Origin of the sequence: Methylobacterium sp. GXS13, assembly GCF_001455965.1 — a bacterium.
GTDB lineage: Bacteria > Pseudomonadota > Alphaproteobacteria > Rhizobiales > Beijerinckiaceae > Methylobacterium.
Genome location: NZ_LKKO01000001.1, coordinates 327,122 through 351,313, shown reverse-complemented (window position 1 = coordinate 351,313; position 24,192 = coordinate 327,122). Strand labels below are relative to the sequence as shown.

The 24,192-nt window shown below is 68.6% G+C and carries 21 protein-coding genes; 9 read left to right on the top strand and 12 right to left on the bottom strand.

What is annotated here, in order from left to right:
- Positions 1-57 precede the first annotated feature (57 nt).
- The 7 genes from AO398_RS01780 to AO398_RS01750 form a co-directional block, all read right to left on the bottom strand.
- Positions 58-1,440: a 3-deoxy-7-phosphoheptulonate synthase class II gene (locus AO398_RS01780; protein WP_058190291.1), complete on the bottom strand. Its 1,383-nt coding sequence runs from the start codon at positions 1,438-1,440 to the stop codon at positions 58-60.
- 193 nt (positions 1,441-1,633) lie between these two features.
- Positions 1,634-1,954: an RNA polymerase sigma factor region1.1 domain-containing protein gene (locus tag AO398_RS01775; protein ID WP_058190290.1), complete on the bottom strand. Its 321-nt coding sequence runs from the start codon at positions 1,952-1,954 to the stop codon at positions 1,634-1,636.
- Between the two features lie 54 nt (positions 1,955-2,008).
- A complete protein-coding gene (gene gor, locus AO398_RS01770) occupies positions 2,009-3,391 on the bottom strand; it encodes a glutathione-disulfide reductase (RefSeq protein WP_058190289.1) in 1,383 nt (460 codons plus the stop codon).
- Positions 3,388-4,641 (bottom strand): O-antigen ligase family protein, encoded by a 1,254-nt coding sequence (locus tag AO398_RS01765; RefSeq protein WP_244498648.1) that lies wholly within the window; start codon positions 4,639-4,641, stop codon positions 3,388-3,390. Before AO398_RS01765 ends, gor begins: the two co-directional genes overlap by 4 nt.
- 468 nt (positions 4,642-5,109) lie before the next feature.
- Positions 5,110-5,688, bottom strand: a complete 579-nt coding sequence (locus AO398_RS01760; protein WP_058190288.1) for a DUF2059 domain-containing protein — start codon at positions 5,686-5,688, stop codon at positions 5,110-5,112.
- 30 nt (positions 5,689-5,718) lie between these two features.
- Positions 5,719-6,432, bottom strand: a complete 714-nt coding sequence (rpiA, locus tag AO398_RS01755) for a ribose-5-phosphate isomerase RpiA (RefSeq protein ID WP_058190287.1) — start codon at positions 6,430-6,432, stop codon at positions 5,719-5,721.
- A 130-nt stretch (positions 6,433-6,562) separates the two neighbouring features.
- A complete protein-coding gene (locus tag AO398_RS01750; protein ID WP_058190286.1) occupies positions 6,563-7,027 on the bottom strand; it encodes a hypothetical protein in 465 nt (154 codons plus the stop codon).
- Between the two features lie 128 nt (positions 7,028-7,155).
- Here AO398_RS01750 and AO398_RS01745 point away from each other — a divergent pair, with 128 nt between their 5' ends.
- Positions 7,156-7,854: an HAD family hydrolase gene (locus AO398_RS01745; protein ID WP_058190285.1), complete on the top strand. Its 699-nt coding sequence runs from the start codon at positions 7,156-7,158 to the stop codon at positions 7,852-7,854.
- Positions 7,855-7,858: 4 nt separating this feature from the next.
- Here AO398_RS01745 and AO398_RS01740 read toward each other — a convergent pair whose 3' ends face one another.
- Positions 7,859-9,013, bottom strand: a complete 1,155-nt coding sequence (locus tag AO398_RS01740) for an aminotransferase class I/II-fold pyridoxal phosphate-dependent enzyme (protein WP_058190284.1) — start codon at positions 9,011-9,013, stop codon at positions 7,859-7,861.
- Between the two features lie 78 nt (positions 9,014-9,091).
- The gene (locus AO398_RS01735; RefSeq protein WP_058190283.1) at positions 9,092-9,751 is read right to left on the bottom strand and encodes a DUF1345 domain-containing protein; all 660 of its coding nucleotides are present in this window, start codon (positions 9,749-9,751) and stop codon (positions 9,092-9,094) included.
- Positions 9,752-9,886: 135 nt separating this feature from the next.
- Here AO398_RS01735 and AO398_RS01730 point away from each other — a divergent pair, with 135 nt between their 5' ends.
- The 4 genes from AO398_RS01730 (at position 9,887) to aat (ending at position 13,627) form a co-directional block, all read left to right on the top strand.
- Positions 9,887-10,681 carry a DsbA family protein gene (locus tag AO398_RS01730; RefSeq protein ID WP_058190282.1) on the top strand — a complete coding sequence of 265 codons (795 nt, stop codon included), beginning with the start codon at positions 9,887-9,889 and terminating at the stop codon, positions 10,679-10,681.
- A gap of 159 nt (positions 10,682-10,840) precedes the next feature.
- Positions 10,841-11,308, top strand: a complete 468-nt coding sequence (gene accB / locus AO398_RS01725; RefSeq protein ID WP_058190580.1) for an acetyl-CoA carboxylase biotin carboxyl carrier protein — start codon at positions 10,841-10,843, stop codon at positions 11,306-11,308.
- Between the two features lie 197 nt (positions 11,309-11,505).
- Entirely contained in the window at positions 11,506-12,858 is a 1,353-nt protein-coding gene (gene accC, locus AO398_RS01720; RefSeq protein ID WP_058190281.1) for an acetyl-CoA carboxylase biotin carboxylase subunit, read from the top strand.
- A gap of 88 nt (positions 12,859-12,946) precedes the next feature.
- The gene (gene aat, locus AO398_RS01715; RefSeq protein WP_058190280.1) at positions 12,947-13,627 is read left to right on the top strand and encodes a leucyl/phenylalanyl-tRNA--protein transferase; all 681 of its coding nucleotides are present in this window, start codon (positions 12,947-12,949) and stop codon (positions 13,625-13,627) included.
- Here the strand turns inward: aat and AO398_RS01710 are convergent.
- On the bottom strand, positions 13,624-14,280 hold the full coding sequence (locus tag AO398_RS01710) for a DUF2155 domain-containing protein (RefSeq protein WP_058190279.1): 657 nt from the start codon (positions 14,278-14,280) through the stop codon (positions 13,624-13,626). The two genes, aat and AO398_RS01710, sit on opposite strands and share 4 nt — an antisense overlap.
- 210 nt (positions 14,281-14,490) lie before the next feature.
- Positions 14,491-14,907 carry an NADH:ubiquinone oxidoreductase subunit NDUFA12 gene (locus tag AO398_RS01705; protein ID WP_082643083.1) on the bottom strand — a complete coding sequence of 139 codons (417 nt, stop codon included), beginning with the start codon at positions 14,905-14,907 and terminating at the stop codon, positions 14,491-14,493.
- 515 nt (positions 14,908-15,422) lie between these two features.
- Here AO398_RS01705 and AO398_RS01700 point away from each other — a divergent pair.
- Positions 15,423-19,154, top strand: coding sequence for a vitamin B12-dependent ribonucleotide reductase (locus AO398_RS01700; RefSeq protein ID WP_058190278.1), 3,732 nt, complete (start codon positions 15,423-15,425; stop codon positions 19,152-19,154).
- A 569-nt stretch (positions 19,155-19,723) separates the two neighbouring features.
- On the opposite strand, the gene AO398_RS01695 is transcribed toward AO398_RS01700, so the two are convergent.
- Positions 19,724-20,701 carry a sensor histidine kinase gene (locus AO398_RS01695; RefSeq protein WP_058190277.1) on the bottom strand — a complete coding sequence of 326 codons (978 nt, stop codon included), beginning with the start codon at positions 20,699-20,701 and terminating at the stop codon, positions 19,724-19,726.
- A 181-nt stretch (positions 20,702-20,882) separates the two neighbouring features.
- On the opposite strand from AO398_RS01695, the gene AO398_RS01690 reads away from it, so the two are divergent.
- The 3 genes from AO398_RS01690 (at position 20,883) to fghA (ending at position 24,106) form a co-directional block, all read left to right on the top strand.
- Complete coding sequence (locus tag AO398_RS01690) at positions 20,883-21,257, top strand: response regulator (RefSeq protein ID WP_058190276.1); 375 nt, start codon at positions 20,883-20,885, stop codon at positions 21,255-21,257.
- Between the two features lie 745 nt (positions 21,258-22,002).
- Positions 22,003-23,139 (top strand): S-(hydroxymethyl)glutathione dehydrogenase/class III alcohol dehydrogenase, encoded by a 1,137-nt coding sequence (locus tag AO398_RS01685; protein ID WP_058190275.1) that lies wholly within the window; start codon positions 22,003-22,005, stop codon positions 23,137-23,139.
- A gap of 133 nt (positions 23,140-23,272) precedes the next feature.
- Positions 23,273-24,106, top strand: coding sequence for an S-formylglutathione hydrolase (fghA, locus tag AO398_RS01680; protein ID WP_058190274.1), 834 nt, complete (start codon positions 23,273-23,275; stop codon positions 24,104-24,106).
- Positions 24,107-24,192: the final 86 nt, after the last annotated feature.

Sequence of the window (24,192 nt, the reverse complement as noted above, 5' to 3'; positions counted from 1 at the left end):
TCCTCATCCGGCCGCGATGCCTCAGCATCGCAGCCGGCACAGACCGAACGGCGTCCCCTACTCCGCCGCGTCGAGGCGCGGGCGCTCGACGTGGCTGCGCTCGGCTTTGACCAGCTCGGCGGTGCGGAACGCCACTTCCAGCGCCTGCTCCGCGTTGAGGCGCGGGTCGCAGTAGGTGTGGTAGCGGTCCTGCAGGTCGTCGGCGGTGAGCGCCCGGGCGCCGCCGGTGCATTCGGTCACGTCCTTGCCGGTCATCTCGAGATGGATGCCGCCCGCGATCGTGCCCTCGGCCCGGTGGACCCCGAAGAAGCCCTCGATCTCCTGCATCACCCGGTCGAACGGCCGGGTCTTGTAGCGGCCGGCCGCAACGGTGTTGCCGTGCATCGGGTCGCAGATCCAGACCACGGACCGCCCTTCCCGCTCGACGGCCCGGATCAGGCCCGGCAGGTGCTCGCCGACCTTGTCGGCGCCGAACCGGCAGATCAGGCTGAGCCGGCCGGGCTCGTTCTCCGGGTTGAGCAGGTCGATCAGCCGGATCAGGCCGTCCGCCTGCATGGACGGGCCGCATTTCAGGCCGATCGGGTTCTTGATCCCGCGGGCATATTCCACGTGGGCATGGTCTGGCTGCCGGGTGCGGTCGCCGATCCACAGCATGTGCCCGGAGGTTGCGTACCAATCGCCGGTGGTCGAGTCGACGCGGGTCAGCGCCTCCTCGTAGCCGAGCAGCAGGGCCTCGTGGCTGGTGTAGAAATCGGTGGTCCGCACCTCCGGATGCGTCTCCGGGTTGATGCCGATCGCCCGCATGAAGTCGAGCGCGTCGGTCATACGGCCGGCGACATCCTGGTAGCGCGAGGATTGCGGCGAATCCTTCACGAAGCCCAGCATCCAGCGATGCGCGTTCTCCAGGTTGGCGTAGCCGCCGGTAGCGAAGGCGCGCAGCAAATTCAGGGTCGCGGCCGATTGCCGGTAGGCCTCGAGCTGCCGGCGCGGGTCCGGAATGCGGGCCTCCTCGGAGAAGCCGATGCCGTTGACGATGTCGCCGCGGTAGCTCGGCAGGCTGACCCCGTCGAGGGTCTCGGTGGGCGAGGAGCGTGGCTTGGCGAACTGCCCGGCGATGCGCCCGACCTTCACCACGGGCGAACCGCCCGCGAAGGTCAGCACCATCGCCATCTGCAGGAACACCCGGAAGAAATCGCGGATGTTGTCGGCCGAATGCTCGTCGAAGCTCTCGGCGCAATCGCCGCCCTGGAGCAGGAAGGCTTCGCCCGCCGCGACGCGTCCGAGCGCAGTCTTCAGCTTGCGGGCCTCACCGGCAAAGACTAGGGGCGGAAAACTCGCGATCTGAGTCTCGACCGCCTGCAGCGCCGCCGAATCCGGATAGGCCGGGACCTGCTGGATCGGCAGGTTCCGCCAGTTCTTCGGTGTCCAACGCTCGGCCATGACCTCTCTCCGCGCACGTTCGTCGTGCGATCGCGCATGACGCGCGAAGCGCGGCTTATAGAGAGGTTCCCGGGCCCTTGCGAGTGCCGGATTCCTGAGGGCAGGCAGGAGCCTGAAGCAGAGTCAGGGCAGGATTCCCGCGCCGCAGCGTGTCCCGTCATCGGCCGATCGCCGATGCGCGCCCGCTTCGGCCTCAGGCTTCGCCGTCCTCGACCTCGATCCCGTGCTCGGCCAGGATCCAGAAGATCGCCTCCAGATCCTCCGCGGAGACGTCGCGGGGCGGAAGCGCTTCTTCGAGGTCGTCGTAGGTCAGGCAGCGGCTGCGCTGGGTCTCGGCCTTGGCCAGCAGCCGGTCGATCGCCCGGCGGATATCGGCGGGCAGCGCGTCGTGGCTCGGGGCCCGGTAGGTGAAAGCCGGCCGCAAGGCGTCGGCCAGCAGGCCGTCGATGATCGCCTGGCGACGCGCGTGTGCGTCGTCCTCGCGTTCGTTCTTCCCTGCGCCCTGCTTACCCATGACCCTGATATGGCTCGGCCGCGCACCGCGTCGAGACCCCGCGACCTGCTGAACTTAACCGACCCCTACGGGATGCTTGGTCACCTCCGGCACCCGCATGGTCACGAGCTCCTCGGCGGCCGTCGGATGGACCGCGATGGTGCGGTCGAAATCCGCCTTGGTGGCACCCATGGTGACGGCGATGCCCACCGCCTGGATCACCTCCCCGGCATCGTGCCCGAAGATGTGGACGCCGACCACGCGATCGGTGGCGCAATCGACCAGCACTTTCATGAGGATCCGCTCCTCGCGCCCGGAGAGCGTCGCCTTCATCGGCCGGAACCGCGACTTGTAGACGTCGATCTTGCCGTAGATCTCCCGGGCGGCGGCCTCGGTGTGACCGACGATGCCGATCTCGGGGGTCGAGAAGACGGCGGTCGGGATCAGCCGGTGATCGACGCAGGACGGCTTGCCGCCATAGACCGTGTCGGCGAACGCGTGGCCCTCGCGGATCGCCACCGGGGTCAGGTTGGCCCGGTTGGTGACGTCGCCCACCGCGTAGATCGACGGGACCGGAGTCTGTGAATAGGCATCAACCGGGATCGCCCCGACGGCGTCGGTCTCGATCCCGACCGTGTCGAGGCCGAGCCCGGCGACGTTGGGGCGCCGGCCGGTGGCCACCAGCACCTGATCGCAGACGATCTCCGAACCGTCGTCGAGGCGGGCGCACAGGCCGTTGTCGCGCTTCTCGATCCGCGTCAGAGTGCGGCTGAGCCGCAGTTCCATGCGCCGGCCATAGGCCTCGGCGAGGGCGTCGCGGACCTCGTCGTCGAAGCCGCGCAGCAGCCGGTCGCCCCGGTGGAGCAGGGTCGTACGGCTGCCAAGCGCCGCGAAGACGCCCGCGAACTCCACCGCGATGTAGCCGCCGCCGATCACCAGGATACGTTCGGGCAGGCTCTCAAGCTCGAACACCTCGTTGGAGGTGATCGCCAGCTCGATTCCCGGCACCGCGGGTTCCTTGACCGGGTGCGCGCCCACCGCGATCAGGATCCGCTCAGCCCGCACGGTCCGGTTCGAGCCGAGCAGGCGGATCGTGTGCGGATCCGCGATCACGGCGCGCTCAGGTACGATCTCGACGCCGGCGCGGATCAGGTTGGTGTCGTAGATGCCTTCGAGGCGCGTCACCTCGGCGTCGCGCCGCTGCTTGAGCACGCTCCAGTCGAAGCGCGGACGCTCGATCGTCCAGCCGAAGCCTGCGGCGTCCTCGAACTCGTCGGCGAAGCGGCCGGCATAGACCATCAGCTTCTTCGGCACGCAGCCGCGGATCACGCAGGTGCCGCCGACCCGGTATTCCTCGGCCAGCATGACCCTAGCGCCGTAGCCGGACGCGATCCGGGCGGCGCGCACGCCCCCCGAACCGCCGCCGATGACGAAGAGGTCGACGTCGTAGGCGCTCATGCGGGATCGTCCATCTCGGATCTCGTCTCGGTGCGAAGCGTCGCCGCCTCGCGCATCCAGGTGATGGCAGCGCCGAGGCCGGCCGTCCACCACGCCGCCCAGCCATTGTGCTCGACGAACGCGATGGCGGCCGCGCAGGCGACGAGGCCGAGTGCCGCGGCACGATCCGGCTGCCGCAGACCGGCGAGGCGCCCGAGCATCAGCATCAGGACGAGCGCGCCGAGGAGCGCGCCGGGCAATCCCAGCTCGGCCCAGGCCTGCAGGAAGCTGTTATGCGGGTGGCCGACCCCGAGGAGGACCCGCATCTCCGGCGCGACCGTCCCGGCCACCGGGGTCTCGGCGAAGCGCGCGCTGGTGCCGAACCCGGCCCCGCGCCACGGCTCGGCCGCAACCACGGCGCCGAAGCTGCGGGCGATGGCGACCCGCGCCCGGGACGACGACTGGACCAGGCGCTCATGCGCGGCTTCGGGCATGACCTTCGCGAGCAGGTCCCCCTCCACCGGGGCGAGCGCCACGGCGAGACCGAGGCCGAGGCCCGCCAGACCGATCCCGGCTCGCACCGGTAGCAGCCGGGCCAAGCCGAACAGCCCGGCCCCGGCCAGGAGGCCGAGCTGGGCGGCGCCGCTGATCGAGCGCAGCACGCCGAGCGCCGCGAAGGCCAGGGTGGCGAAAGCGAGACCCCGGGCCCGGATCCGCCACAGCACGAGGGCTACGGGGCCGGCCACGAGATCGAGCGTCAGGGCCGGTCGGTTGTGAACGAAGGCGGCCATCCGGTGCCCGAGCGCCCGCTCCAGGGCGAGGTCGGAGGCGAGGTCGACCGCGATGATCGAGCCTGCCAGCACGATCGCCCCTGCTGCGAGGCGGGGCGCGAAGGCCGGGATCCGCCCGGGAGCGAGACAGGTCAGCAGGTAGGCGGCGATCAGGGTGGGCAGGAACTCACCGAGCACCCGCAGCGATGCGCTGGGGAACGGCGTCCAGGCGAAGGAGACGAGGCACCAGGCCAGGAACGCGAGCGCCGCGAGGCCGAGCGGTGTTCCGAGGGGGGCGAGAACGCGCGGTGCGAGGGTATGGCGATCCTCGAAGAAGCGCCCAGCCAGGAAGGCGAGCGCCGCGAGGCCGATGAAAGCCGGGCTCGACCGGTTGGCGAGCACCATCGCCAGCGGCAGGATGGCGAGCAGGATGGCACCTGCCGCGTAGAGGCGGTTGATCGTCCGCGCGGAACGTGTCTGACCGTGCGCGGTCGCCGGCATGGGGTTCAACGGCATCGGATGTCCAAAGCATCCCCATCATGCGGCGGAGACGGCTACACATCGCATGGTGAAAGGCAGGACGCTCTCTCCTCCCCCTTGCGGGGAGGAGTTGGAGGTGGGGGTGGTTCAGACGGCACCGTTACGCGTGATCCGGCACCACCCCCACCCCTGCCCCCTCCCCGCAAGGGGGAGGGGAAACGCGTTGTGTTTCAGAGGCTTGTCGAGGAAGAAAGCCTAAAAGCCAATCTGTGAATCCGCAAGTCCGCACGGGAGAGGGGGCAGGTCCCGGCCTGGATGGGCCGAGGTGCGAGCACAGCGAGCCTCGAAGAAGCTTTCCAGAAAGCTTTGCGATTCTCGAAAGGGCTCCTTCGAGGCCTCCGCTTCGCTCCGGCGCCTCAGGATGAGGGCGAAGGTAGGAATGCGCGGGCCGAGATCAGAGGCGCGACGGTCGATCCGCCGAAAGCCCCCTCATTGCAGCTGATGGCCGCGCTTGCCCATCTCGGCGCGCACCCGGACCATGACGTATTCGGACACTTCCTGCGTCCAGTCCTGCATCTCCTGCACCATCTCGTCGAGGAGCTGCGGCTGGGCCTCGACGTAGTGCTTGCCGGCGGGCGAGCGGAAGAAGGTCGCGATCTCCTTCAGCTCCGGCTCCGGGAACTTCGCTGCGTAGGTGCGGGCGGCGATGTCGATCATGCGCTGCTTCTGCAGCTCCATCTCGGGCTGGAGCGACACCAGAACCTCGTCGAGATCCTTGGTCAGCTCGGGCCGGGTCACCGTCTGCTTGCGGATCTGATCGGCGAAGGCCGGCAGCACCGAATCGAACGAGCGGGCGATGCCGGAGCTGAGCATCACCTCGCGAGCCAGTGCCAGGTGGCTCGCCGTATAGGTCGGCGCCGCGGCGGCCGGGGCGTTCGGCTGCGCCGCCGGCTTCGCGGAGGCCGGCTTGGCCGGGGCCGGCTTGTTCGTCTGGGCCGACACGGCGTGGGGGAGAATCATGACCGCGGCGAGGGCGAGGCCGAGCGCGGCGGTGAGGCGTCGGGACATGCTGAACGTTCCTGCGAGGAGTATGGCGCTTCAGACCAAGCTGCCGAGAACGGTGACCTCGGCCTGCCCGCCCCGGTCCGCCGCCAGGATCGCGGCGTCTGCGATGCCGAGGAACAGGCCGTGCTCGACCACGCCCGGCACGGTCCAGAGGGCGGCGCCGAGGGCGTCGGGATCGGGGATGGCGCCGAGATGGGCGTCGAGGATGTGGTGGCCGCCATCGGTGACGATCGGCTTGCCGGCCGGATCGAGCCGCAGCCGGACCGGGCCGGTGCAGCCCACCCGGGCGACGGCCGCCTCCACCGCGCGGTGCGTGGCGGTGAGGCCGAACCGATTCACCTCGATCGGCAGCGGGAAGGCGCCGAGCCGGGCGACGTGCTTGGCCGCGGCGGCGATCACGACCATCCGGCAGCTGGCGCAGGCGACGATCTTCTCCCGCAGGAGCGCGGCGCCGCCGCCCTTGATCAGGCGCAGCTGGTCGTCGACCTCGTCGGCGCCGTCGATGGTCAGATCGAGCTCGGGCAAGTCGTCCAGGGTCGCGAGGCGGATGCCGAGACCCTCGGCCTGAAGGCGCGTCGCCTCGGAGGTCGGCACACCGACGATGTCGAGGCCGTCGCGGACCCGTTCGCCGAGCAGGCCCACGAAGGCCGCCGCGGTGGAGCCGGTGCCGAGGCCGAGCCGCATCCCGGGCTCGATCAGGTCGAGGGCGCGCGTGGCCGCCGCCCGGCGCAGGTCCGGCCCGCTCAAAGCCCGGCTGCCCGGGCGATGGGGTGGATCGAGATGTCGCGCATGCGGGGCAGCCGGCCTTCCTGAAGCAGTCGGGCCGCCCCTAGCACGCCGCAGGGCGGACCGGAACGCCTCCCCAGTGCGCCTGGCTTCAAAAGCGGCCACCCTGTGCGGGCGTGGCGCTGGCGCCGGCGCGTCCGGGCGCCGGTCCGGTCAGGGGCGCGTCGGAAGCCGCCTCGGCGCCGGGCTTTGCCTGCTGGGTGCAGACCACCTGCTCCTTCTTCACCAAGACGAAGCAGATGCTCATCTCGCCGGTCCGGTAATTGACCCGGAACACGCCGGCTTCGCGGGTGTGGCGGCTCGCGACCAAACCGTATTCCGACGGCGTCTGCGCACCGGCGCCCTCCCCGGGGCCGAAGCAGACGGTCTGGCCGATGCCGCCGGCCGATTCCTGGAGCCCGTACTGGCAGGAGGTCACCTCGCCGGTCACCTTGTCGACCCGGTACATGCGGTTTAGGTCGGTCTGCGGCGCGGGCACGAACTCGAACGAGGCCGCGGCGACCGGCGCGCTGGCCAGCGCGAGGCAGAGGGCGAGAAGGGGGAGAGACGGTTTCATCGCGGGATCCGGGAGCTGACGCGCTCCGCCTTTCGCTGGGCTTTCGGGCGAGTGTGGGGCACCGCGCCGCCTTGCCGCCGACGCCGCCCCCCTTTAGCGAGGCCGTACGCCAACAGGAGCCCGACCGGATGCCGCCCGAATCGACGACCCGCCCGCCGATCGCCGTGTTCGACCTGGACGGGACGCTGGCCGAAACCGCGGGCGACCTGATCGGCACCCTCAACGTGCTGATGAAGCGCGAGGGTCTCCCCGAGCTGCCCCTGTCCCAGGCCCGCGGCCTGATCGGCGCCGGCGCCAAGGCGCTGATCCGGCGGGGCTTCCAGGCGGTGGTCGGCGCGCTCGCGCCGGAGGATCACGAGCGGCTGTTCGAGGCCTTCATCGCCCATTACGGCGAGCACCTCGCCGACACGTCGCATCTCTATCCCGGCGTTGTCGAGGCGCTCGATACGCTGGAGGCGGCGGGTTTCCGCCTGGCGGTCTGCACCAACAAGTTCGAGGGCCAGTCGGTGGAGCTGTTGCGCCTGCTCGGCATCGGCCACCGCTTCGCGGCGATCTGCGGGCGCGACACCTTCCCGGCCTACAAGCCCGATCCGAGCCATCTCACCGGTACGATCGCGCGCGCCGGGGGCGACCCGGCCCGGGCCGTAATGGTCGGCGATTCCCGCACCGACATCGACACCGCGAAGGCCGCCGGCATTCCGGTGGTGGCGGTGACCTTCGGCTACACCGACGTGCCGGTGACCGAGCTGGGGCCCGACCGGGTGATCGGGCATTTTTCGCAGCTCGCCGAGGCCGTCCGCGCCCTGGTGCCGGTGGACGTGGCGTAAGGGGTTAGCGCAGCCAGCGCCGCAGCCGCGCCACCGCCTCGCGGCACTCGGCCTCGGAGCCGGCGAATGAGAACCGGACGTGGTGGTGGCCGAGATCCGGGTCGAAATCGAGCCCCGGGGTCGCGGCGACGTTGGCCTCGTCCAGCATGCGCCGGCAGAAGCTCGTGGCGTCGTTGGTGAGGTTCGCCACGTCCGCGTAGAGATAGAAGGCCCCGTCGGCCGGATGCACGCGCCCGAGGCCGAGGCCCGGGAGCGCGTCGAGCAGGATCGCCCGGTTGCGGGCGTAGCCATCGCGCACCGCGTCGAGTTCTTCCGCGGCGTCGAGGGCCGCCAGCGCGCCGACCTGCGAGAGGTAGGGCGCCGAGATGTAGAGGTTCTGCGCCAGCCGCTCGATCGGGCGGACCAGGGCCTCGGGCACGACCATCCAGCCGACGCGCCAGCCGGTCATGCAGTGATATTTCGAGAACGAGTTGATCACCACCGCGTCGGGATCGAACCGCAGGGCGGTGACGGTCGGCAGGCCGTAGCTGAGGCCGTGATAGATCTCGTCCGAGATCAGCGGCAGGCCGAGTTCATGGGTCGCCGCGCAGAGGTCGCGCAAGGCGTCTTCCGTGATCACCGTGCCGGAGGGGGTGGCCGGGCTCATCACCAGGGCGCCGGCCACCGGGGCGCGGGCATGGGTCTCGCGCAGCAGGGCGGCGGTCGGGGCGAAGCGGTCCGCTTCGCGCAACACCATCGGGGCCGGCACGAGGTCGAGGGACGCCAGGATGCTGCGATAGGCCGGGTAGCCGGGCTGCGGTACCGCCACCCGCGCGCCGGCATCGAACAGGCTCATGAAGGCCAGCACGAATCCAGCCGAGGATCCGGTGGTGATCACCACCCGCTCCGGACTCACCGCCACGCCGTGGCGCTCGGCGTAATCCCGGGCGATCCGCTCCCGCAGGGCCGGCAGGCCGAGCGCTTCGGTATAGGGCACGCGACCGGTGGCGAGCGCCGCCTGCGCCGCCGCGATCACTGCCCGCGGGGCCGGTGCCGAAGGCTGGCCGACCTCCATGCGCACCACGTCGTCGCCGCGCCGGGCCTTGGCGGCGGCGGCGGCCATGACGTCCATGGCAAGGAACGGCTGGACGGCGGCGGCCCGGCGGGAGATCGGAATCATGCGGTCCTGAAGGGTGCGCGCGAGCGGGTCATGCGGAGCGCCGGGGTTAGACCCTGGCGGCCCCGGCCTCAACCGGCGTCAGTGCGGCGCGAGGCCCGCGGCCATGTTGACCACGAGTGCCAGGATGCCGGTGTTGAACACATAGGCGCCGACGGTCTGCACGGTCGCGATCCTGCGCATCCGCTTGCTGGTCAGATTGGTGTCGGAGGTGGCCGCCGCCGCCCCGATGGTCACGGTGAAGTACAGGAAATCCCAGAAATCCGGCTCGGTCTCGCCGTGGAAGTCCAGCCCGCCGCGCTCGCCGCCTGCCGCATCCTCGGTGCCGTAGTAGACGTGGGCGTAGTGCACCGTGAAGATCATCTGCACGAACACCCAGGTGCAGAGCAGGCTCATGCCCGCGAGCGCCAGCCCGAGGCGCTCGCCCGTCCCGGCGATGCGACCGCCGACCACCAGCACCGCCACCGAGCCGAGGCTGGCCGCCGCCGCCAGCAGGGCGAAAACCGTGATCACCCCCGCGCTGTCGTCGAGCCGGGCGGCCTCGCGGCGCATCGCGTCCCGGCTCTGACCGGTGGCCCGCCGCACAACCAGGACCGCATGGACGATCACGCCGGCGCACCAGCCGGTGAGCAGCCGCATGCCAGCATCGAGGCCGGGCACCAGCAGTGCGGCGACGATCGCCACCACGATCGCGCAGAGTAGATGTGGACGCAGCCAGAAGGCGCGGAACAGCTTGGGCATATCGGACCGGGTTGCGTTCGGCGGGCAAGATTCGCGTGCCGCTCACGTGATTTGACCCGGCGCCGCGAAAACGCCTAACCCACGGCCTATCGCTCGCGCCACGCGCGGGCCGGCTTGCCGCGCAAGCGAGGATCCATGCTCTTCAACCGCTCCCTGCCCGCGCTGGCCCTGGGCCTCGTCCTCGCCGCCGTCCCGGCTTCGGCGCAGGACGCCACCCCATCCGCCGCTCCGGCGGCCGCCCCGTTCACGGACGCGCAGCGCGCCGGCATCGAGGCGATCGTCAAGGATTACCTGATCAAGCACCCGGAGGTGTTGCAGGAGGCGCTGGCCGAGGCCGAGAAGCAGCAGGCGGAGACGCAGCGCCTTGCCCAGACGGCGGCCCTCAAGGAGGCCCGCGAGGCCCTCGTGAACGGCCCGCATGACGTGGTCGCCGGCAACCCGGCGGGCGACGTCACGCTGGTCGAGTTCTTCGACTACAATTGCGGCTATTGCCGCAAGGCGCTGGTTGATGTGCAGACCCTGATCAAGACCGACCCGAAGTTGCGGGTGGTGATCAAGGACTTCCCGGTGCTCGGTCCGGAATCGCTCGAGGCGAGCCAGGTCGCCATCGCGGTGCGTCAGCAGCTCAAGGGTGACAAGCTGTTCGAGTTTCACCAGAAGCTGCTCGAGACCAAGGGCCGGGTGAACGGCGCCCGGGCGATCCAGGTCGCCAAGGACCTCGGCGCCGACACGACCAAGCTGCAGAAGGACATGGCCTCCCCCGAGGTGAAGGCCGCGCTCAGTGAGAATCGCGGGCTGGGCGACCGGCTCGGCCTCTCCGGCACCCCGGCCTTCATCATCGGCGACGAGGTGATTCCGGGCGCCGTCGGCGTCGATCCGATCCGCAAGACCATCGCGGATGTGCGCCAGTGCGGCCACGCCTCCTGCTGAGGCGCGCCGCCGTAGCTTCCCACCGGCGGATGGCGGACTGCGCGGCCTTGTCGCGCCGGGCCGCCTTCGTCTAAGAGCCGCCAGCCGCAAGGCTGTGATCGAGTGCCAGTGCGTATGCCGGATGAACCGACCGCGGCGGCGCGATACGAAGAAGGCCGGATGCCTAAGAACGAACCCATCGACTCCGAGCTCGTCCGCGAACTCGCCAACCTCGTCACCGAGACCGGCTTGTCCGAGATCGAGGTCGAGAAGGGCGACCTGCGCATCCGCGTCGTGCGGCGGCTCGAGCCCGTGAACGTCCAGGTCGCGGCGCCTGCGCCGGTCGCCGTGGCGGCGCCCCCCGTTGCTCCGCCGACCGGCGCCCTCGTCCCGGCCGAGCCGGCCCGCGCGCATCCCGGTTCGGTGCCGTCCCCGATGGTCGGGACCGCCTATCTGCGCCCCTCCCCGGAGGCTAAGGCCTTCATCGATATCGGCTCGAAAGTCGAGGCCGGCGACAAGCTGCTCCTCATCGAGGCGATGAAGACCTTCAACGAGATCGTCGCGCCCCGCGCCGGCACGGTCACGGCGATCTTCGTCGAGGACGGCCAGCCGGTCGAGTTCGGCGAGGCGCTGCTCGTCATCGCGTGAGCGGCGTCTGAAGCTGCACGTCCGCTCCACGCCCTGCTCCGCATCCCGCCACGCGGCGGTGATCGCTTCGGCGCAGGGGGGCTCTGGGCGTCTTCCGCCGAACCGGCTGCCGCTTCGGGCCTGGAAAACGTCGCGCAACAAGAGGATAGATCATCCTGCGCGGTCCCGTCGGATCGCCTGGACGCTCTAAGGGTTCGATGTTCGACAAGATCCTGATCGCGAACCGCGGCGAGATCGCCCTGCGCATCCTGCGGGCGGCAAAGGAACTCGGGATCGCCACCGTGGCGGTCCATTCCACCGCCGACGCCGACGCCATGCATGTCCGGCTGGCCGACGAGAGCGTCTGCATCGGGCCGCCCGCCGCCCGGGACAGCTACCTGAACATCCCGTCGATCATCGCGGCCTGCGAGATCACCGGGGCGGACGCGGTGCATCCGGGCTACGGCTTCCTGTCGGAGAACGCCCGCTTCGCCGAGGTGCTGGCCCATCACCAGATCGGCTTCATCGGCCCCAAGGCGCAGCATATCCGCACCATGGGCGACAAGATCGAGGCCAAGCGCACGGCCGTGAAACTCGGCATCCCCTGCGTGCCGGGCTCCGAGGGCGGAATCGAGGATGCCGACGAGGCCAAGCGCGTGGCGGCCGGGATCGGCTATCCCGTCCTGGTGAAGGCGTCGGCCGGCGGCGGCGGGCGCGGCATGAAGGTCGCCCGCACCGAGGCCGAGCTGGAGCAGGCGCTCGGCATGGCCCGCTCCGAGGCCAAGGCCGCCTTCGGCGACGATGCGGTCTATCTGGAGAAGTACCTGGAGAAGCCGCGGCACATCGAGGTGCAGGTGCTGGGTGACGGCCGCGGCGGCGCGGTGCATCTCGCCGAGCGCGATTGCTCGCTGCAGCGCCGCCACCAGAAGGTCTGGGAGGAAGGCGGCTCGCCCGCGCTCAACGAGTCGATGCGCGCCGAGATCGGCGGCATCTGCGCCAACGCCATGAAGGAGCTGGGCTATCTCGGCGCCGGAACCGTGGAGTTCCTGTACGAGGACGGGAAGTTCTACTTCATCGAGATGAACACCCGGATCCAGGTCGAGCATCCCGTGACCGAGATGATCACCGGGATCGACCTGGTCATCGAGCAGATCCAGGTCGCCTCGGGCGGCCCGCTCTCGGTGTGCCAATCCGACATCAAGGTCGAGGGCCACGCCATCGAGTGCCGGATCAACGCCGAGCACCCCGAGACCTTCCGGCCCTCCCCCGGCCAGATCACCCATTACCACACCCCCGGCGGCCTCGGCGTCCGGGTCGATTCGGCGGCCTTCCAGGGCTACCGCATCCCGCCGCATTACGACTCGCTGATCGGCAAGCTGATCGTGCACGGACGCACCCGCAACGAGTGCCTGATGCGCCTGCGCCGGGCGCTGGACGAGTTCGTGATCGACGGCATCGACACCACCCTGCCGCTGTTCCGCACCCTGGTCCGCAACCCGGACGTCCAGAACGGCCTCTACGACATCCACTGGCTCGAGCATTTCCTCGACGCCGGCGGCATGAAGGTCTGATCCCGACGGGGGATTGTCGTCGCCCTTGCGGCGATCGCAGCCGATGCCGGCTCTGGCATTTGGACCGGCCCCGCGCGACACTCGCCCCATGCACGATGCGACCCGCGTGGACATCACCCCCGAGATCCTGCTGAAGGCCTATGCGGCGGGCATCTTCCCGATGGCGGAGGATGCGAGCGACTCGACCCTGTACTGGGTGGAGCCGCGGGCCCGCGGCGTGCTGCCCCTCGACGGCTTCCGGGTGTCCCGCCGCCTGGCCCGGACGGTGCGGTCCGACCAGTTCGAGGTCCGGTGCGACACCGATTTCCACGGGGTGATCAGCGGTTGCGCCGCCCCGCGCCGGGACAGCGAGAAGACCTGGATCAACGGCCGCATCCGCGAGCTCTACGGCGCCCTGTTCGACATCGGCCACGTCCACACCGTCGAGGTCTATGCGGGGGAAGAGCCGCGCCTCGTCGGCGGTCTCTACGGCGTCTCGCTGGGCGCGGCGTTCTTCGGCGAGAGCATGTTCCACGAGGTGCGCGACGCCTCGAAGGTCGCCCTCGTCCACCTGATGGCCCGCCTGCGCGCCGGCGGCTACCGGCTCGCCGACACCCAGTTCGTGACCGACCACCTCACGCAGTTCGGTGCCGAGGAACTGCCCCGGCACATCTACAAGCGGCGGCTGGCGGCGGCCCTCGACCAGGTCGCGGATTGGAACGTCTGGCCCTGCGACGGTTCCGTGCCGGGCGCGCAGGTACTGTCCGCTCTGGGCGTCGGCGAGACCTAGCGGAAGAGCGCGTCGAACAGGTTCTGCGGCTGCGGCGGGGCTGGGGGGGCCGGCGCCGGGCCCTCGTTCGACGGGAAGAACTTGCGCGAGGGCTTCTGGCGCGGCTGGACCGGCACACCGCGCGGTGCTTCGACATCGACCTGGCCGGCGGCGTTGAGCTGCTGAGCGGTCTTCGTCGAATCCCGGCCGGCGCGCTTCGTCCGCTCCGGCTTGGCGGCCACCGCCGGCACGTCCTCCTGCTCCTTCGCCTCGGCAATCACATCGCTGCCGCCTTTGCAGTCGACCAGCCAGACATCGTAGATCGGGTGCTCGATCGCGTGCAGGCCCGGGCTCGACGCGAACATCCACCCGGTGAAGATGCGGCGATACTTGTTGTCGAGCGTGACCTCGTCGACCTCGAGGAAGGCCGTGGTCTTGGCGCTCTCGGTCGGCGGCCGGGTGTAGCAGACCCGCGGGGTCATCTGCAGGGAGCCGAACTGCACGGTCTCGTCCACCGCGACCTCAAAGGACACGATGCGGCCGGTGATCTTGTCGAGGCCGGAAAAGACCGCAGTCGGGTTCTTGATCTTGTCGGCCGCGGCCGGTCCGGCACTGAGGGCCAGCGCCAGACTGACGGCGAGAGCGGGGCGTGCGAGGGCTTTGGTGCGGCTCAAGGCTCGGACCCCTAAGGCATCGTCCCGAACGGTGGCGGCCGGCCTTCGGACGACGACGATGCGAAACAAGGACTCCAGGGCTCCGGCCCGAGTCCGGGGCGAGGCTCTAGAAAGAGGCCGGTCGCGCCGTCACGGGCGCGGCGGTCGGATCGGATGACTTTGAGGTGAACACCGGAACGGTGGCGGCAAAAGGGCGCCGGAGCCGCAAGCCTAGTCGCCGGGCGTCCAGGAGACGTAATCGCCGGTCGCGGCAGCCCTGGAGCCCCAGGAGAGCTGCGAACCCTGCGGCCGGTAGGCGTTGGGCGTCCCGGTCTGATTCTCGACGTGGGGCTGCTGCCAGGCGCGGGGCTTGTAGTCTTCCTCGCTGGGGGCGAGATCGACGTTGTGGCACAGCCAGCCGCGCCAGCCCGGCGGCACCTTCGAGGCATCGGCGTAGCCGTTATAGACCACCCAGCGCCGCTCGGAGCCGACCGAGCGGTCGATCAGCGCGCCTTCGGCCTTGTAATACTTGTTTCCGAAATCGTCCTCGCCGACGAAGATGCCGGTGCGCGCGGTCTGGAGCGCCAGCGAGACGGTCTGGCCGTTCCACCACGTGAAGACGCGCAGCAAAGTGTCCTTCAGCGCCATCGCCGGTCCCGGTTTCAAGCCGCGCCGCGCAGGCGCATCGTGGGGCCGTTATGGTGAGCGCGCGCCCCCGAGTCCAGCGGTTCGGCCCAACTGTCGCTGCGCGGCAACGCCGGCCCCGGACATCAGTCGGCTACTCACAAGCTGCGCTAAAGTGCCTCTACTTTAGGGTGTGGATCGAAAATTTTTCCGATCCGAATCCCGAATGCGGGAAGGGCACTTATCCGGGGTGCCCCGGATATCCACAGCTTTATGCGAGCCGGCACAACATCTAGCGGGGAACCGGGTGCCCGCACACCACTTGTTGACGTGAGAGCGATCACGGCGGTAATGTCTCTGCATCGGTCGCGCCGCCCCTGTGGTGCGTTTCGGCAGGTTCGACCGGCCCTAGAATCATCTTCGCTGACTCGCCACGCGCCTGGTTTCCGGGGGCGGGTGAACGCGACCCCCTTAATGGGTATCGACCCTGCGTCCAGCGGGGCCGGGACATTCGTGTCCCGACGGGAGAGGTGTGTTTCATGCGGTTCGAGCGTCGCTACACCACGGCCGGACAGTCGCCCTACACGGGCATTCCGTTCCGCAAGGCCCTAAGCGAGATCCGCAATCCCGACGGGTCCGTGGTGTTCCGCCTGGACGGCATCGACGTGCCGGAGAGCTGGAGCCAGGTCGCCAGCGACGTGCTGGCCCAGAAGTACTTCCGCAAGGCCGGCGTGCCGGCTCGCTTGAAGAAGGTGGAGGAGAACGACGTCCCCTCCTTCCTGTGGCGCGCGGTGGCCGACGAGGCCGCCCTGGCCGAGCTGCCGGAGGAGGAGCGCATCGGCTCGGAATCCTCGGCCACGCAGGTGTTCGATCGCCTGGCCGGCTGCTGGACCTACTGGGGCTGGAAGGGCCGCTACTTCTCCTCCGAGGAGGACGCCTCCGCGTTCTTCGACGAGCTGCGCTACATGCTCGCCAAGCAGATGGTGGCGCCGAACTCGCCGCAATGGTTCAATACCGGCCTGCACTGGGCCTACGGCATCGACGGCCCGAGCCAGGGCCATTTCTACTGCGATTACCGCACCGGTGAATTGACCCGCTCGGCCTCCAGCTACGAGCATCCCCAGCCGCATGCCTGCTTCATCCAGGGCGTGCAGGACGACCTCGTCAACGACGGCGGCATCATGGACCTGTGGGTCCGCGAGGCGCGCCTGTTCAAGTACGGCTCCGGCACCGGCTCGAATTTCTCCGCGCTGCGCGGCGAGAACGAGAAGCTCGGCGGCGGCGGCAAGTCGTCGGGCCTGATGAGCTTCCTCAAGATCGGCGACCGGGCGGCCGGGGCGATCAAATCCGGCGGCACCACCCGCCGCGCCGCCAAGATGGTGATCGTCGATATCGATCACCCGGATATCGAGGCGTTCATCGACTGGAAGGTGAAGGAGGAGCAGAAGGTCGCCGCCCTGGTGACCGGCTCCAAGGTCGTGTCCAAGCATCTCGGCCTGGTCATGAAGGCCTGCACCCAGTGCGAGGCCGAGGGCGATGCCTGCTTCGATGCGGAGCGTAACCCGGCCCTGAAGCGCGAGATCAAGGCCGCCCGCAAGGCCTCCGTGCCGGATGCCTACATCAAGCGCGTCGTCCAGTTCGCCCGCCAGGGCTTCACCAAGATCGACTTCCCCGTCTACGACACCGACTGGGATTCCGAGGCCTACCTCACGGTCGCCGGGCAGAACTCCAACAACTCGGTCTCGCTCACGGACGACTTCCTGCGGGCGGTCGACGCCGATGCCGATTGGCACCTCACCCAGCGCACAACCGGCAAGACTGCCAAGACCCTGAAGGCGCGGGACCTGTGGGAGAAGATCGGCGAGGCCGCCTGGGCCTCGGCGGACCCGGGCCTGCACTTCAACACCACGATGAACGACTGGCACACCTGCCCGTCGGGCGGCCGGATCCGGGCCTCGAACCCGTGCTCCGAGTACATGTTCCTGGACGACACCGCCTGCAACCTGGCCTCGGCCAACCTGCTGACGATGTACGACCGGCAGACCAAGCATTTCGACGTCGAGGCGTTCGAGCATCTGAACCGCCTCTGGACGGTGGTGCTCGAGATCTCCGTGATGATGGCGCAGTTCCCGTCCAAGGAGATCGCGGAGCTGTCCTACCGCTACCGGACGCTCGGCCTCGGCTACGCCAATATCGGCGGCCTGCTGATGACGATGGGCCTGCCCTACGACTCGCATGAGGGCCGGGCGCTGGCCGGTGCCCTCACCGCGATCATGACCGGCGTCGCCTACGCCACCTCGGCCGAGATGGCGGCCGAGCTCGGCCCGTTCCCGGCCTACGACGACAACGCCGATGCGATGCTGAAGGTGATCCGCAATCACCGGCGCGCCGCCCTCGGCGAGGCCGAGGGCTACGAGTTCCTGAGCATCGCCCCGGTGCCGCTGGACCACGCCAACATCCCGCAGGACAATCTCGGCGCTCATGCCCGCGCGGCCTGGGACCGGGCGCTCCAGCTCGGCGAGACCCACGGCTACCGCAACGCCCAGACGACCGTCATCGCGCCCACCGGCACGATCGGCCTCGTGATGGATTGCGACACCACCGGCATCGAGCCCGACTTCGCCCTTGTGAAATTCAAGAAGCTCGCCGGCGGCGGCTACTTCAAGATCATCAACCAGGCGGCGCCGGACGCGCTGCGGGCGCTGGGCTACCGCGAATCCGAGATCGCCGAGATCGAAGCCTACGCGGTCGGCCACGGCTCCATGGGCCAGGCGCCGGCGATCAACCCCACGACCCTGCGCGGCAAGGGCTTCACCGACGACAAGATCGCCGCGGTGGAGAAGGGCCTGAAGTCGGCCTTTGACATCAAGTTCGTGTTCAACCGGTGGACGCTAGGCGACGACTTTCTGATCCAGACCCTCAAGGTCCCGGCGGAAAAGCTCTCGGACCCGACCTTCGAGCTGCTGCCGTTCCTCGGCTTTTCGAAGAAGGACATCGAGGTCGCCAACACCCATATCTGCGGGGCGATGACGCTGGAGGGCGCACCGGGCCTCAAGCCCGAGCACTACCCGGTGTTCGATTGCGCCAACCCGTGCGGCCGCATCGGCAAGCGCTACCTGTCGGTGGAGAGCCACATCCGCATGATGGCGGCGGCCCAGCCGTTCATCTCGGGGGCGATCTCCAAGACGATCAACATGCCCAACGACGCCACCGTCGAGGATTGCAAGGCGGCCTACCGCCTGTCCTGGACCCTGGCGCTCAAAGCGAACGCCCTCTACCGCGACGGCTCGAAGCTGTCGCAGCCGCTCAACGCCGCCCTGATCGCCGACGAGGACGAGGATGCCGACGACGCCCTGGAGGCCCTGATCCAGGCGCCTGCGGCGGCCAAGGCCGCCCAGATCGCCGAGAAGATCGTCGAGCGGGTGATCGAGCGGGTCGAGCACATCCGCTCCCGCGAGAAGCTGCCGGCCCGCCGCAAGGGCTACACGCAGAAGGCGGTGGTGGGCGGCCACAAGGTCTACCTGCGCACCGGCGAGTACGACGACGGCCGCCTCGGCGAGATCTTCATCGACATGCACAAGGAAGGCGCGACCTTCCGGAGCCTGATGAACAACTTCGCCATCGCGATCTCGCTGGGCCTCCAGTACGGCGTGCCCCTCGAAGAGTATGTCGAGGCCTTCACATTCACCCGGTTCGAGCCGGCCGGTTTCGTGCAGGGCAACGACGCGATCAAGAACGCGACCTCCCTCCTGGACTACGTCTTCCGGGAGCTGGCGGTCTCGTATCTCGGCCGCGCCGACCTTGCCCATGTCAGCCCCGCCGAGATCGGCGGCACGGTGATCGGCGGCGGCGAGGCGGCCGACACCACCCGCGAGGGCCCCAAGCCCGCGCCGGCCTCCTCGATCGTGTCGCGCGGCCTGCTGCGCGGCTCGGCCGACCGGCTCACCCTGATCCAGGGCGGCCCGGCGGGCGGCACGGTCGGCGTCGGTGCCGCCGGCACCGGCCAGACGGCTCCGGCCGGCGGCACGGTCCACGCGATCCACGGCACCTCGGCGCTGAAGGCCGAGCCGGCGGTCGCCGGCCTGTCCGAGACGATCGCCGACACCCTTCCCTTCACCAAGGTGGAGCGGACCGTCGCCGACCGCCGCGCCGAGGCGAAGATGAAAGGCTATGTCGGCGAGGCCTGCCCGGAATGCGCGAACTTCACGCTGGTCCGCAACGGTACCTGCCTGAAGTGCGACACCTGCGGGTCCACCACCGGCTGCTCATAAGAGGAACGGCGTATGTCCGAGGCACTCCAGACAGTGCTTCGGGCATACGCTCCTCTTCAGCACACCGCCGATGACTGTCGTTAGGTCGATGATCTGACGGCAGTCAGCGCCAATCAACACGATCAAATTAGCGGCCTGCAAGCGGCACGAACGTCGATAACGTGCGTTGCGCTGCCTCTGAACTGGCCTACCGATTCAATCTTATGAGCGTGGTAAAACCGCTCGTCGGCCCGCATCAGCTCCGCCGCCAGTTCGGCGGCGTCCGGATGAAGAAACTCAGCAAGTAGGCAGACTTATAAGCAACGCGATCGCTGTCCGACCGAGACGGCGCGTGGATCCACAGGAAAGCCCAAGAGCATACCTTCCGGCGCAGCGGGCGCGATCTTGTCGAGCCTAGGCGCCGCCGCGGGTGACGGCGGCGCTGATTGCCGGGGTCAGTCCCCTGCTCGCCGAAGCAAACTGTGGGTGCCCTCGCGCGGTCGGGCAACGGCATCAATCTTCACGGCCATCCCCGTGTATCGACCGGCCCATAACCTCCAGGTTAGGCCATCGCGACGTCGCCCAAAGCCTCATTTGACCGGAACGACCATCGCGAAGTGCAGTCCGCCATCGTCGATGATGCGCTGGAAGCTTCCCCTCAGGCTGCGCTCGATGGTCTGTTTGAGAAGACGCGAGCCGAACCCTGTGCCTTCAGCCTTCGCCGCTCCGGATGGTGCGGCCCCTTCCTCCCACGTCAGTTTCACGGCATCGCCGTCGATGCGCCCGGTCAGCGTGAGCCTGCCCCCGGCCGAGAGCGCTCCATACTTCGCTGAGTTCGTCGCGAGTTCGTGGAAGATCATCGCGTAGTCGTTGATCCGGTCGGAGCTGGTCACGGCAGCATCCTCGACGTCGACTGTGATGTTGGCATCATGCTGGTAGGGGGCCAGGATGCGCTCGGCGAGATCCCGCAGCCTGACGTTGCCTTGGTCGAGCTTGTGCGAACGGGTCGCCAAGGTGGTCGCCTCGTGCAAGACACCGAACCGCCGGGATAGGTCCTCTGCGAAATGCGGGGTCGATTTGGCCTCGCGAGCGACGATGGCGGTGAGGGCGCGGGCGACCGTAAACATGTTCGAGACGCGGTGCGCGAGTTCGGCGGTGAGCAAGTGCTCGGCCTCCTCCGCGCGCTTGCGGTCGGTGATATCGAGGAAGATGGCCTGAACCCAATCGCCCACCCGGCCGGCATCGCCGCCGACACCGCGGGCGGAGATCCAGCGTGCTTCGGCCCCCTCGCCGATGCGAAAGTCGAAGCTGTAAGGCTGCGGCTCGGTCGCGCTTGCCGTCCAGTCCAGCATCATCCCATGGCGATCCTCGGCATTGACCTTGGTGAACAGTGTGTCGATGCCCACCAGAGGCTCAGTCGTCCCCCAAAAGGCCCGGCACAAACTGTCAAGCTGTGCCAGGCGTCGTTCCGGGGACCAGGCCCACAAACCGACCCCGCCCCGGTGTATCGCCCCGGTAAAACTGGCGAGCGTCCACTCGTCACCGGTCAGTGCGGGATCGTCAGCCATGAGCGTTCTGAACAAGCCAAAGGTCGAGAAGCGGGATTCTGCCGCCGGGATCCAGAGCCCCGTGTCGGCCGGTTTGCTCCCTCGTTCGGGGCTCCGTTGTCGGCGACGGGAGACTGACGCGACAGTTTTGCAATCACCATCCCGATGCGCAACCGATTCCGGATTTGCCGGTTGATCGGCCATGTCGCTGAAGCGCGCCCCGGAATCGTCCATCATTCTCGTCGTCGAGGACGATGATCTCGTTCGGATGAACGCCGTCGAGTTACTGGAGGATGCGGGTTTCGCGGTGATCGAAGCGCGCCATGCGGACGAAGCGTGGTTCATCCTGCATGATCGGTCTGACATTGGCGTGTTGTTCACGGATGTCGACATGCCAGGATCGATGTGCGGCATGACCCTGTCAGAGCGTGTCCACCGGACCTGGCCCGATATTCGTCTCGTGTTGACGTCCGGCCGGCATCGGTTCGCCGACCGGGAAGTGCCAGACCACGGTCAGTTCGTACCGAAGCCTTACAGCCAGGCCCAGGTCGTCTTGGCGATCCATCACGCGGAGTGATCGGCACTGCGGAAACGAGGCGGCCGAGCCGCGCTACGACCGGATCACACCCTGCCGGTGACGTCGGTCCGTGACGCGGTTGGCACCGTCTGTTCTGACCCGGGCCGTATCCCGAGCTTCGCCCTGACGATCCCGGACATAGATCGGCTCGGCGGCCTCGCCCCAATCGCGGGTAACCGGATTGCCACGCCAGCGGGATCGGTCTCGGACTTCTCAGCTGATCGCAACACGGTCCGTCGCGGCCACGGCGCGGTTTTGTGCTCAGGCAGGATGTCCTGATGGGCCCTGGAAGGGGTCCGCAAGACCACCTCGGATCTCAACGCCTCGACGCAGCTTTAACCTTGGTCTCTGTAAACAGGCTCCGGTACAGTCGGGGTAAGCCAACCGACGTCTCGCCTCTCCGCCGACGCCGCGGGCGGTGTCGCGGAAACGGATGGAATCGGTACCGGCTCCGGCCTGAAGGTGGTGCGTCGGCCAAGCTCCCTGGTCCGGGTCAGAGCACGGTACGAATGCGCGGCGACGTCAGCGCGCGACCTAAGCGTCCGGGGTGCGACGCACACCCTGAACCTGCCAGAACGCCGGGCGCAGGCCGTAAAACGCGGACGCAGACGTTGCATCCTGGCGCCAGAAGCATCACACACGCGACAGATTTTCGGACCGTTCGGTGTGCCGCCCTGGAGCGTCGCGCGCCGAAGAGTCGGCCGTTCGACGCCGTCCGTGATCGTCCAGACAATAGGAACACGTGATGAAGACGCGCGCCGCGGTCGCGTGGGAGGCCAAGAAGCCCCTCACGATCGAGACCATCGATATCGAGGGGCCCAAGGCCGGCGAGGTTCTCGTCGAGCTGATGGCCACCGGTATCTGCCACACCGATGCCTACACCCTCTCGGGCCTCGATTCCGAGGGCAAGTTCCCGGCGATCCTCGGCCATGAGGGCGCGGGCATCGTCCGCGAGGTCGGCGCCGGCGTTACCGCGCTGAAGCCCGGCGACCATGTCATCCCGCTCTACACGCCGGAATGCCGCAACTGTAAGTCCTGCCTCTCGCAGCGGACCAACCTGTGCACCGCGATCCGCGCCACCCAGGGCCAGGGCGTGATGCCGGACGGCACGAGCCGCTTCTCCTGCGTCTCCACCGGTGGCAGCCCCTCCGGATCGAACACCGTCTTCCACTATATGGGCTGCTCGACCTTCTCGAACTTCACGGTCCTGCCCGCCATCGCGCTGGCCAAGATCCGCGAAGACGCCCCCTTCGACAAGATCTGCTACATCGGTTGCGGCGTGACCACCGGCATCGGCGCTGTGATCTACACGGCCAAGGTCTGGCCCGGCGCAAACGTGGTGGTGTTCGGTCTCGGCGGCATCGGCCTCAACGTGCTTCAGGCCGCCCGGATGGTGGGTGCCGACAAGATCATCGGCGTCGACATCAACCCGGAGAAGCAGGCCATGGCCCGCAAATTCGGCATGACCGACTTCATCAATCCGAACGAGGTCGGCACCGACAAGGTGGTCCAGGCCATCGTCGATCTCACGGGCGGCGGTGCCGACTTCTCCTTCGACTGCACGGGCAACGTCCACGTGATGCGCCAGGCGCTCGAGTGCTGCCATCGCGGCTGGGGCGAGTCGATCGTCATCGGCGTGGCCGAGGCCGGCCGCGAGATCTCGACCCGTCCGTTCCAGCTGGTCACCGGCCGGGTCTGGAAGGGCTCGGCCTTCGGCGGCGCCCGCGGCCGCACGGATGTGCCGAAGATCGTCGATTGGTACATGGAGGGTAAGATCAATATCGATGATCTGATCACCCACACCATGCCGCTCGACGAGATCAACCACGGCTTCGACCTCATGCACGAGGGCAAGTCGATCCGGTCCGTGGTCGTCTACTGAGATAAACAGATCCGGGGCTCCCCCGCCCGCAAGGCCGGGGAGCCCCTCGCATATCCCCGCATTCGCGAAGCCCCGGGCCGGCGATCCGGCCCTCGAGCGGGGCTTTCGCGTCCCGAGCAGGAGATCCCAGCCGATGGAAACCATCTCGAAGGCCCGCGCCCACGGCGGCACGCAAGGCGTCTACAAGCACGATGCCCGGACCACGGGATGCCCGATGACCTTCGCGGTGTTCGTGCCGCCCCAGGCCGAGAAGGGCCCCGTCCCGGTGCTGTGGTACCTGTCGGGTCTCACCTGCACGCACGCCAACGTCATGGACAAGGGCGAGTACCGCGCTGCCGCCGCCGCGCACGGCGTGATCATCGTGGCCCCGGATACCAGCCCGCGCGGCCCCGGCATCCCGGACGAGGAAGGCAATTGGCAGTTCGGCTCCGGCGCCGGCTTCTATCTGGACGCCACGCAGGCGCCCTATGACAAGAACTACCGGATGTGGAGCTACATCACGGACGAGCTGCCGGCGCTCATCGCGAAGGAATTTCCGGCCGACATGACCCGCCAGGGCATCTTCGGCCATTCCATGGGCGGCCATGGGGCGCTTACCATCGCGCTGACCTACCCGGACCGCTTCAAGTCCTGCTCCGCCTTCGCGCCGATCGCCCAGCCCTCCACGGCCGGTTGGTCGAAGCCTGCCTTCGAGAAGTATCTCGGGTCCGACCCGGCCGCCTGGCGCGCCCACGATGCCACAGCGCTGATCGAGGACGGCAAGCGCTTCCCGGAGTTCCTGGTGGATCAGGGCACCGCCGACAGCTTCCTGCAGGACGGCCTGCGCCCGTGGCTGTTGGAGGAAGCCTGCAAGAAGGCTGGCATCGCCCTGACCCTCAACATGCGCGAGGGTTACGACCACTCCTATTTCTTCATTTCGACCTTCATGGCCGACCACATCGCCTGGGCGGCGGCTCGCCTGACGTAACAGCGCCAAAGCGCGCGGCAGCCGTCGAAGGCGACGGCTGCCGCTGACGGGTCGAAGCTACCGTAAGGTAGTCGGCTTCCAGCCTC

Coding starts and splice junctions, on each gene's coding strand:
- gor (WP_058190289.1), bottom strand. CDS start 3,391: ATGAGCGCCTACGACGTCGACCTCTTCGTCATCGGCGGCGGTTCGGGG.
- AO398_RS01735 (WP_058190283.1), bottom strand. CDS start 9,751: ATGCCCAAGCTGTTCCGCGCCTTCTGGCTGCGTCCACATCTACTCTGC.
- AO398_RS01775 (WP_058190290.1), bottom strand. CDS start 1,954: ATGGGTAAGCAGGGCGCAGGGAAGAACGAACGCGAGGACGACGCACAC.
- AO398_RS01780 (WP_058190291.1), bottom strand. CDS start 1,440: ATGGCCGAGCGTTGGACACCGAAGAACTGGCGGAACCTGCCGATCCAG.
- AO398_RS01745 (WP_058190285.1), top strand. CDS start 7,156: ATGCCGCCCGAATCGACGACCCGCCCGCCGATCGCCGTGTTCGACCTG.
- aat (WP_058190280.1), top strand. CDS start 12,947: ATGCACGATGCGACCCGCGTGGACATCACCCCCGAGATCCTGCTGAAG.
- AO398_RS01690 (WP_058190276.1), top strand. CDS start 20,883: ATGTCGCTGAAGCGCGCCCCGGAATCGTCCATCATTCTCGTCGTCGAG.
- AO398_RS01740 (WP_058190284.1), bottom strand. CDS start 9,013: ATGATTCCGATCTCCCGCCGGGCCGCCGCCGTCCAGCCGTTCCTTGCC.
- AO398_RS01705 (WP_082643083.1), bottom strand. CDS start 14,907: ATGGCGCTGAAGGACACTTTGCTGCGCGTCTTCACGTGGTGGAACGGC.
- AO398_RS01760 (WP_058190288.1), bottom strand. CDS start 5,688: ATGTCCCGACGCCTCACCGCCGCGCTCGGCCTCGCCCTCGCCGCGGTC.
- fghA (WP_058190274.1), top strand. CDS start 23,273: ATGGAAACCATCTCGAAGGCCCGCGCCCACGGCGGCACGCAAGGCGTC.
- AO398_RS01765 (WP_244498648.1), bottom strand. CDS start 4,641: ATGCCGGCGACCGCGCACGGTCAGACACGTTCCGCGCGGACGATCAAC.
- accB (WP_058190580.1), top strand. CDS start 10,841: ATGCCTAAGAACGAACCCATCGACTCCGAGCTCGTCCGCGAACTCGCC.
- AO398_RS01695 (WP_058190277.1), bottom strand. CDS start 20,701: ATGGCTGACGATCCCGCACTGACCGGTGACGAGTGGACGCTCGCCAGT.
- AO398_RS01685 (WP_058190275.1), top strand. CDS start 22,003: ATGAAGACGCGCGCCGCGGTCGCGTGGGAGGCCAAGAAGCCCCTCACG.
- AO398_RS01700 (WP_058190278.1), top strand. CDS start 15,423: ATGCGGTTCGAGCGTCGCTACACCACGGCCGGACAGTCGCCCTACACG.
- accC (WP_058190281.1), top strand. CDS start 11,506: ATGTTCGACAAGATCCTGATCGCGAACCGCGGCGAGATCGCCCTGCGC.
- AO398_RS01750 (WP_058190286.1), bottom strand. CDS start 7,027: ATGAAACCGTCTCTCCCCCTTCTCGCCCTCTGCCTCGCGCTGGCCAGC.
- AO398_RS01730 (WP_058190282.1), top strand. CDS start 9,887: ATGCTCTTCAACCGCTCCCTGCCCGCGCTGGCCCTGGGCCTCGTCCTC.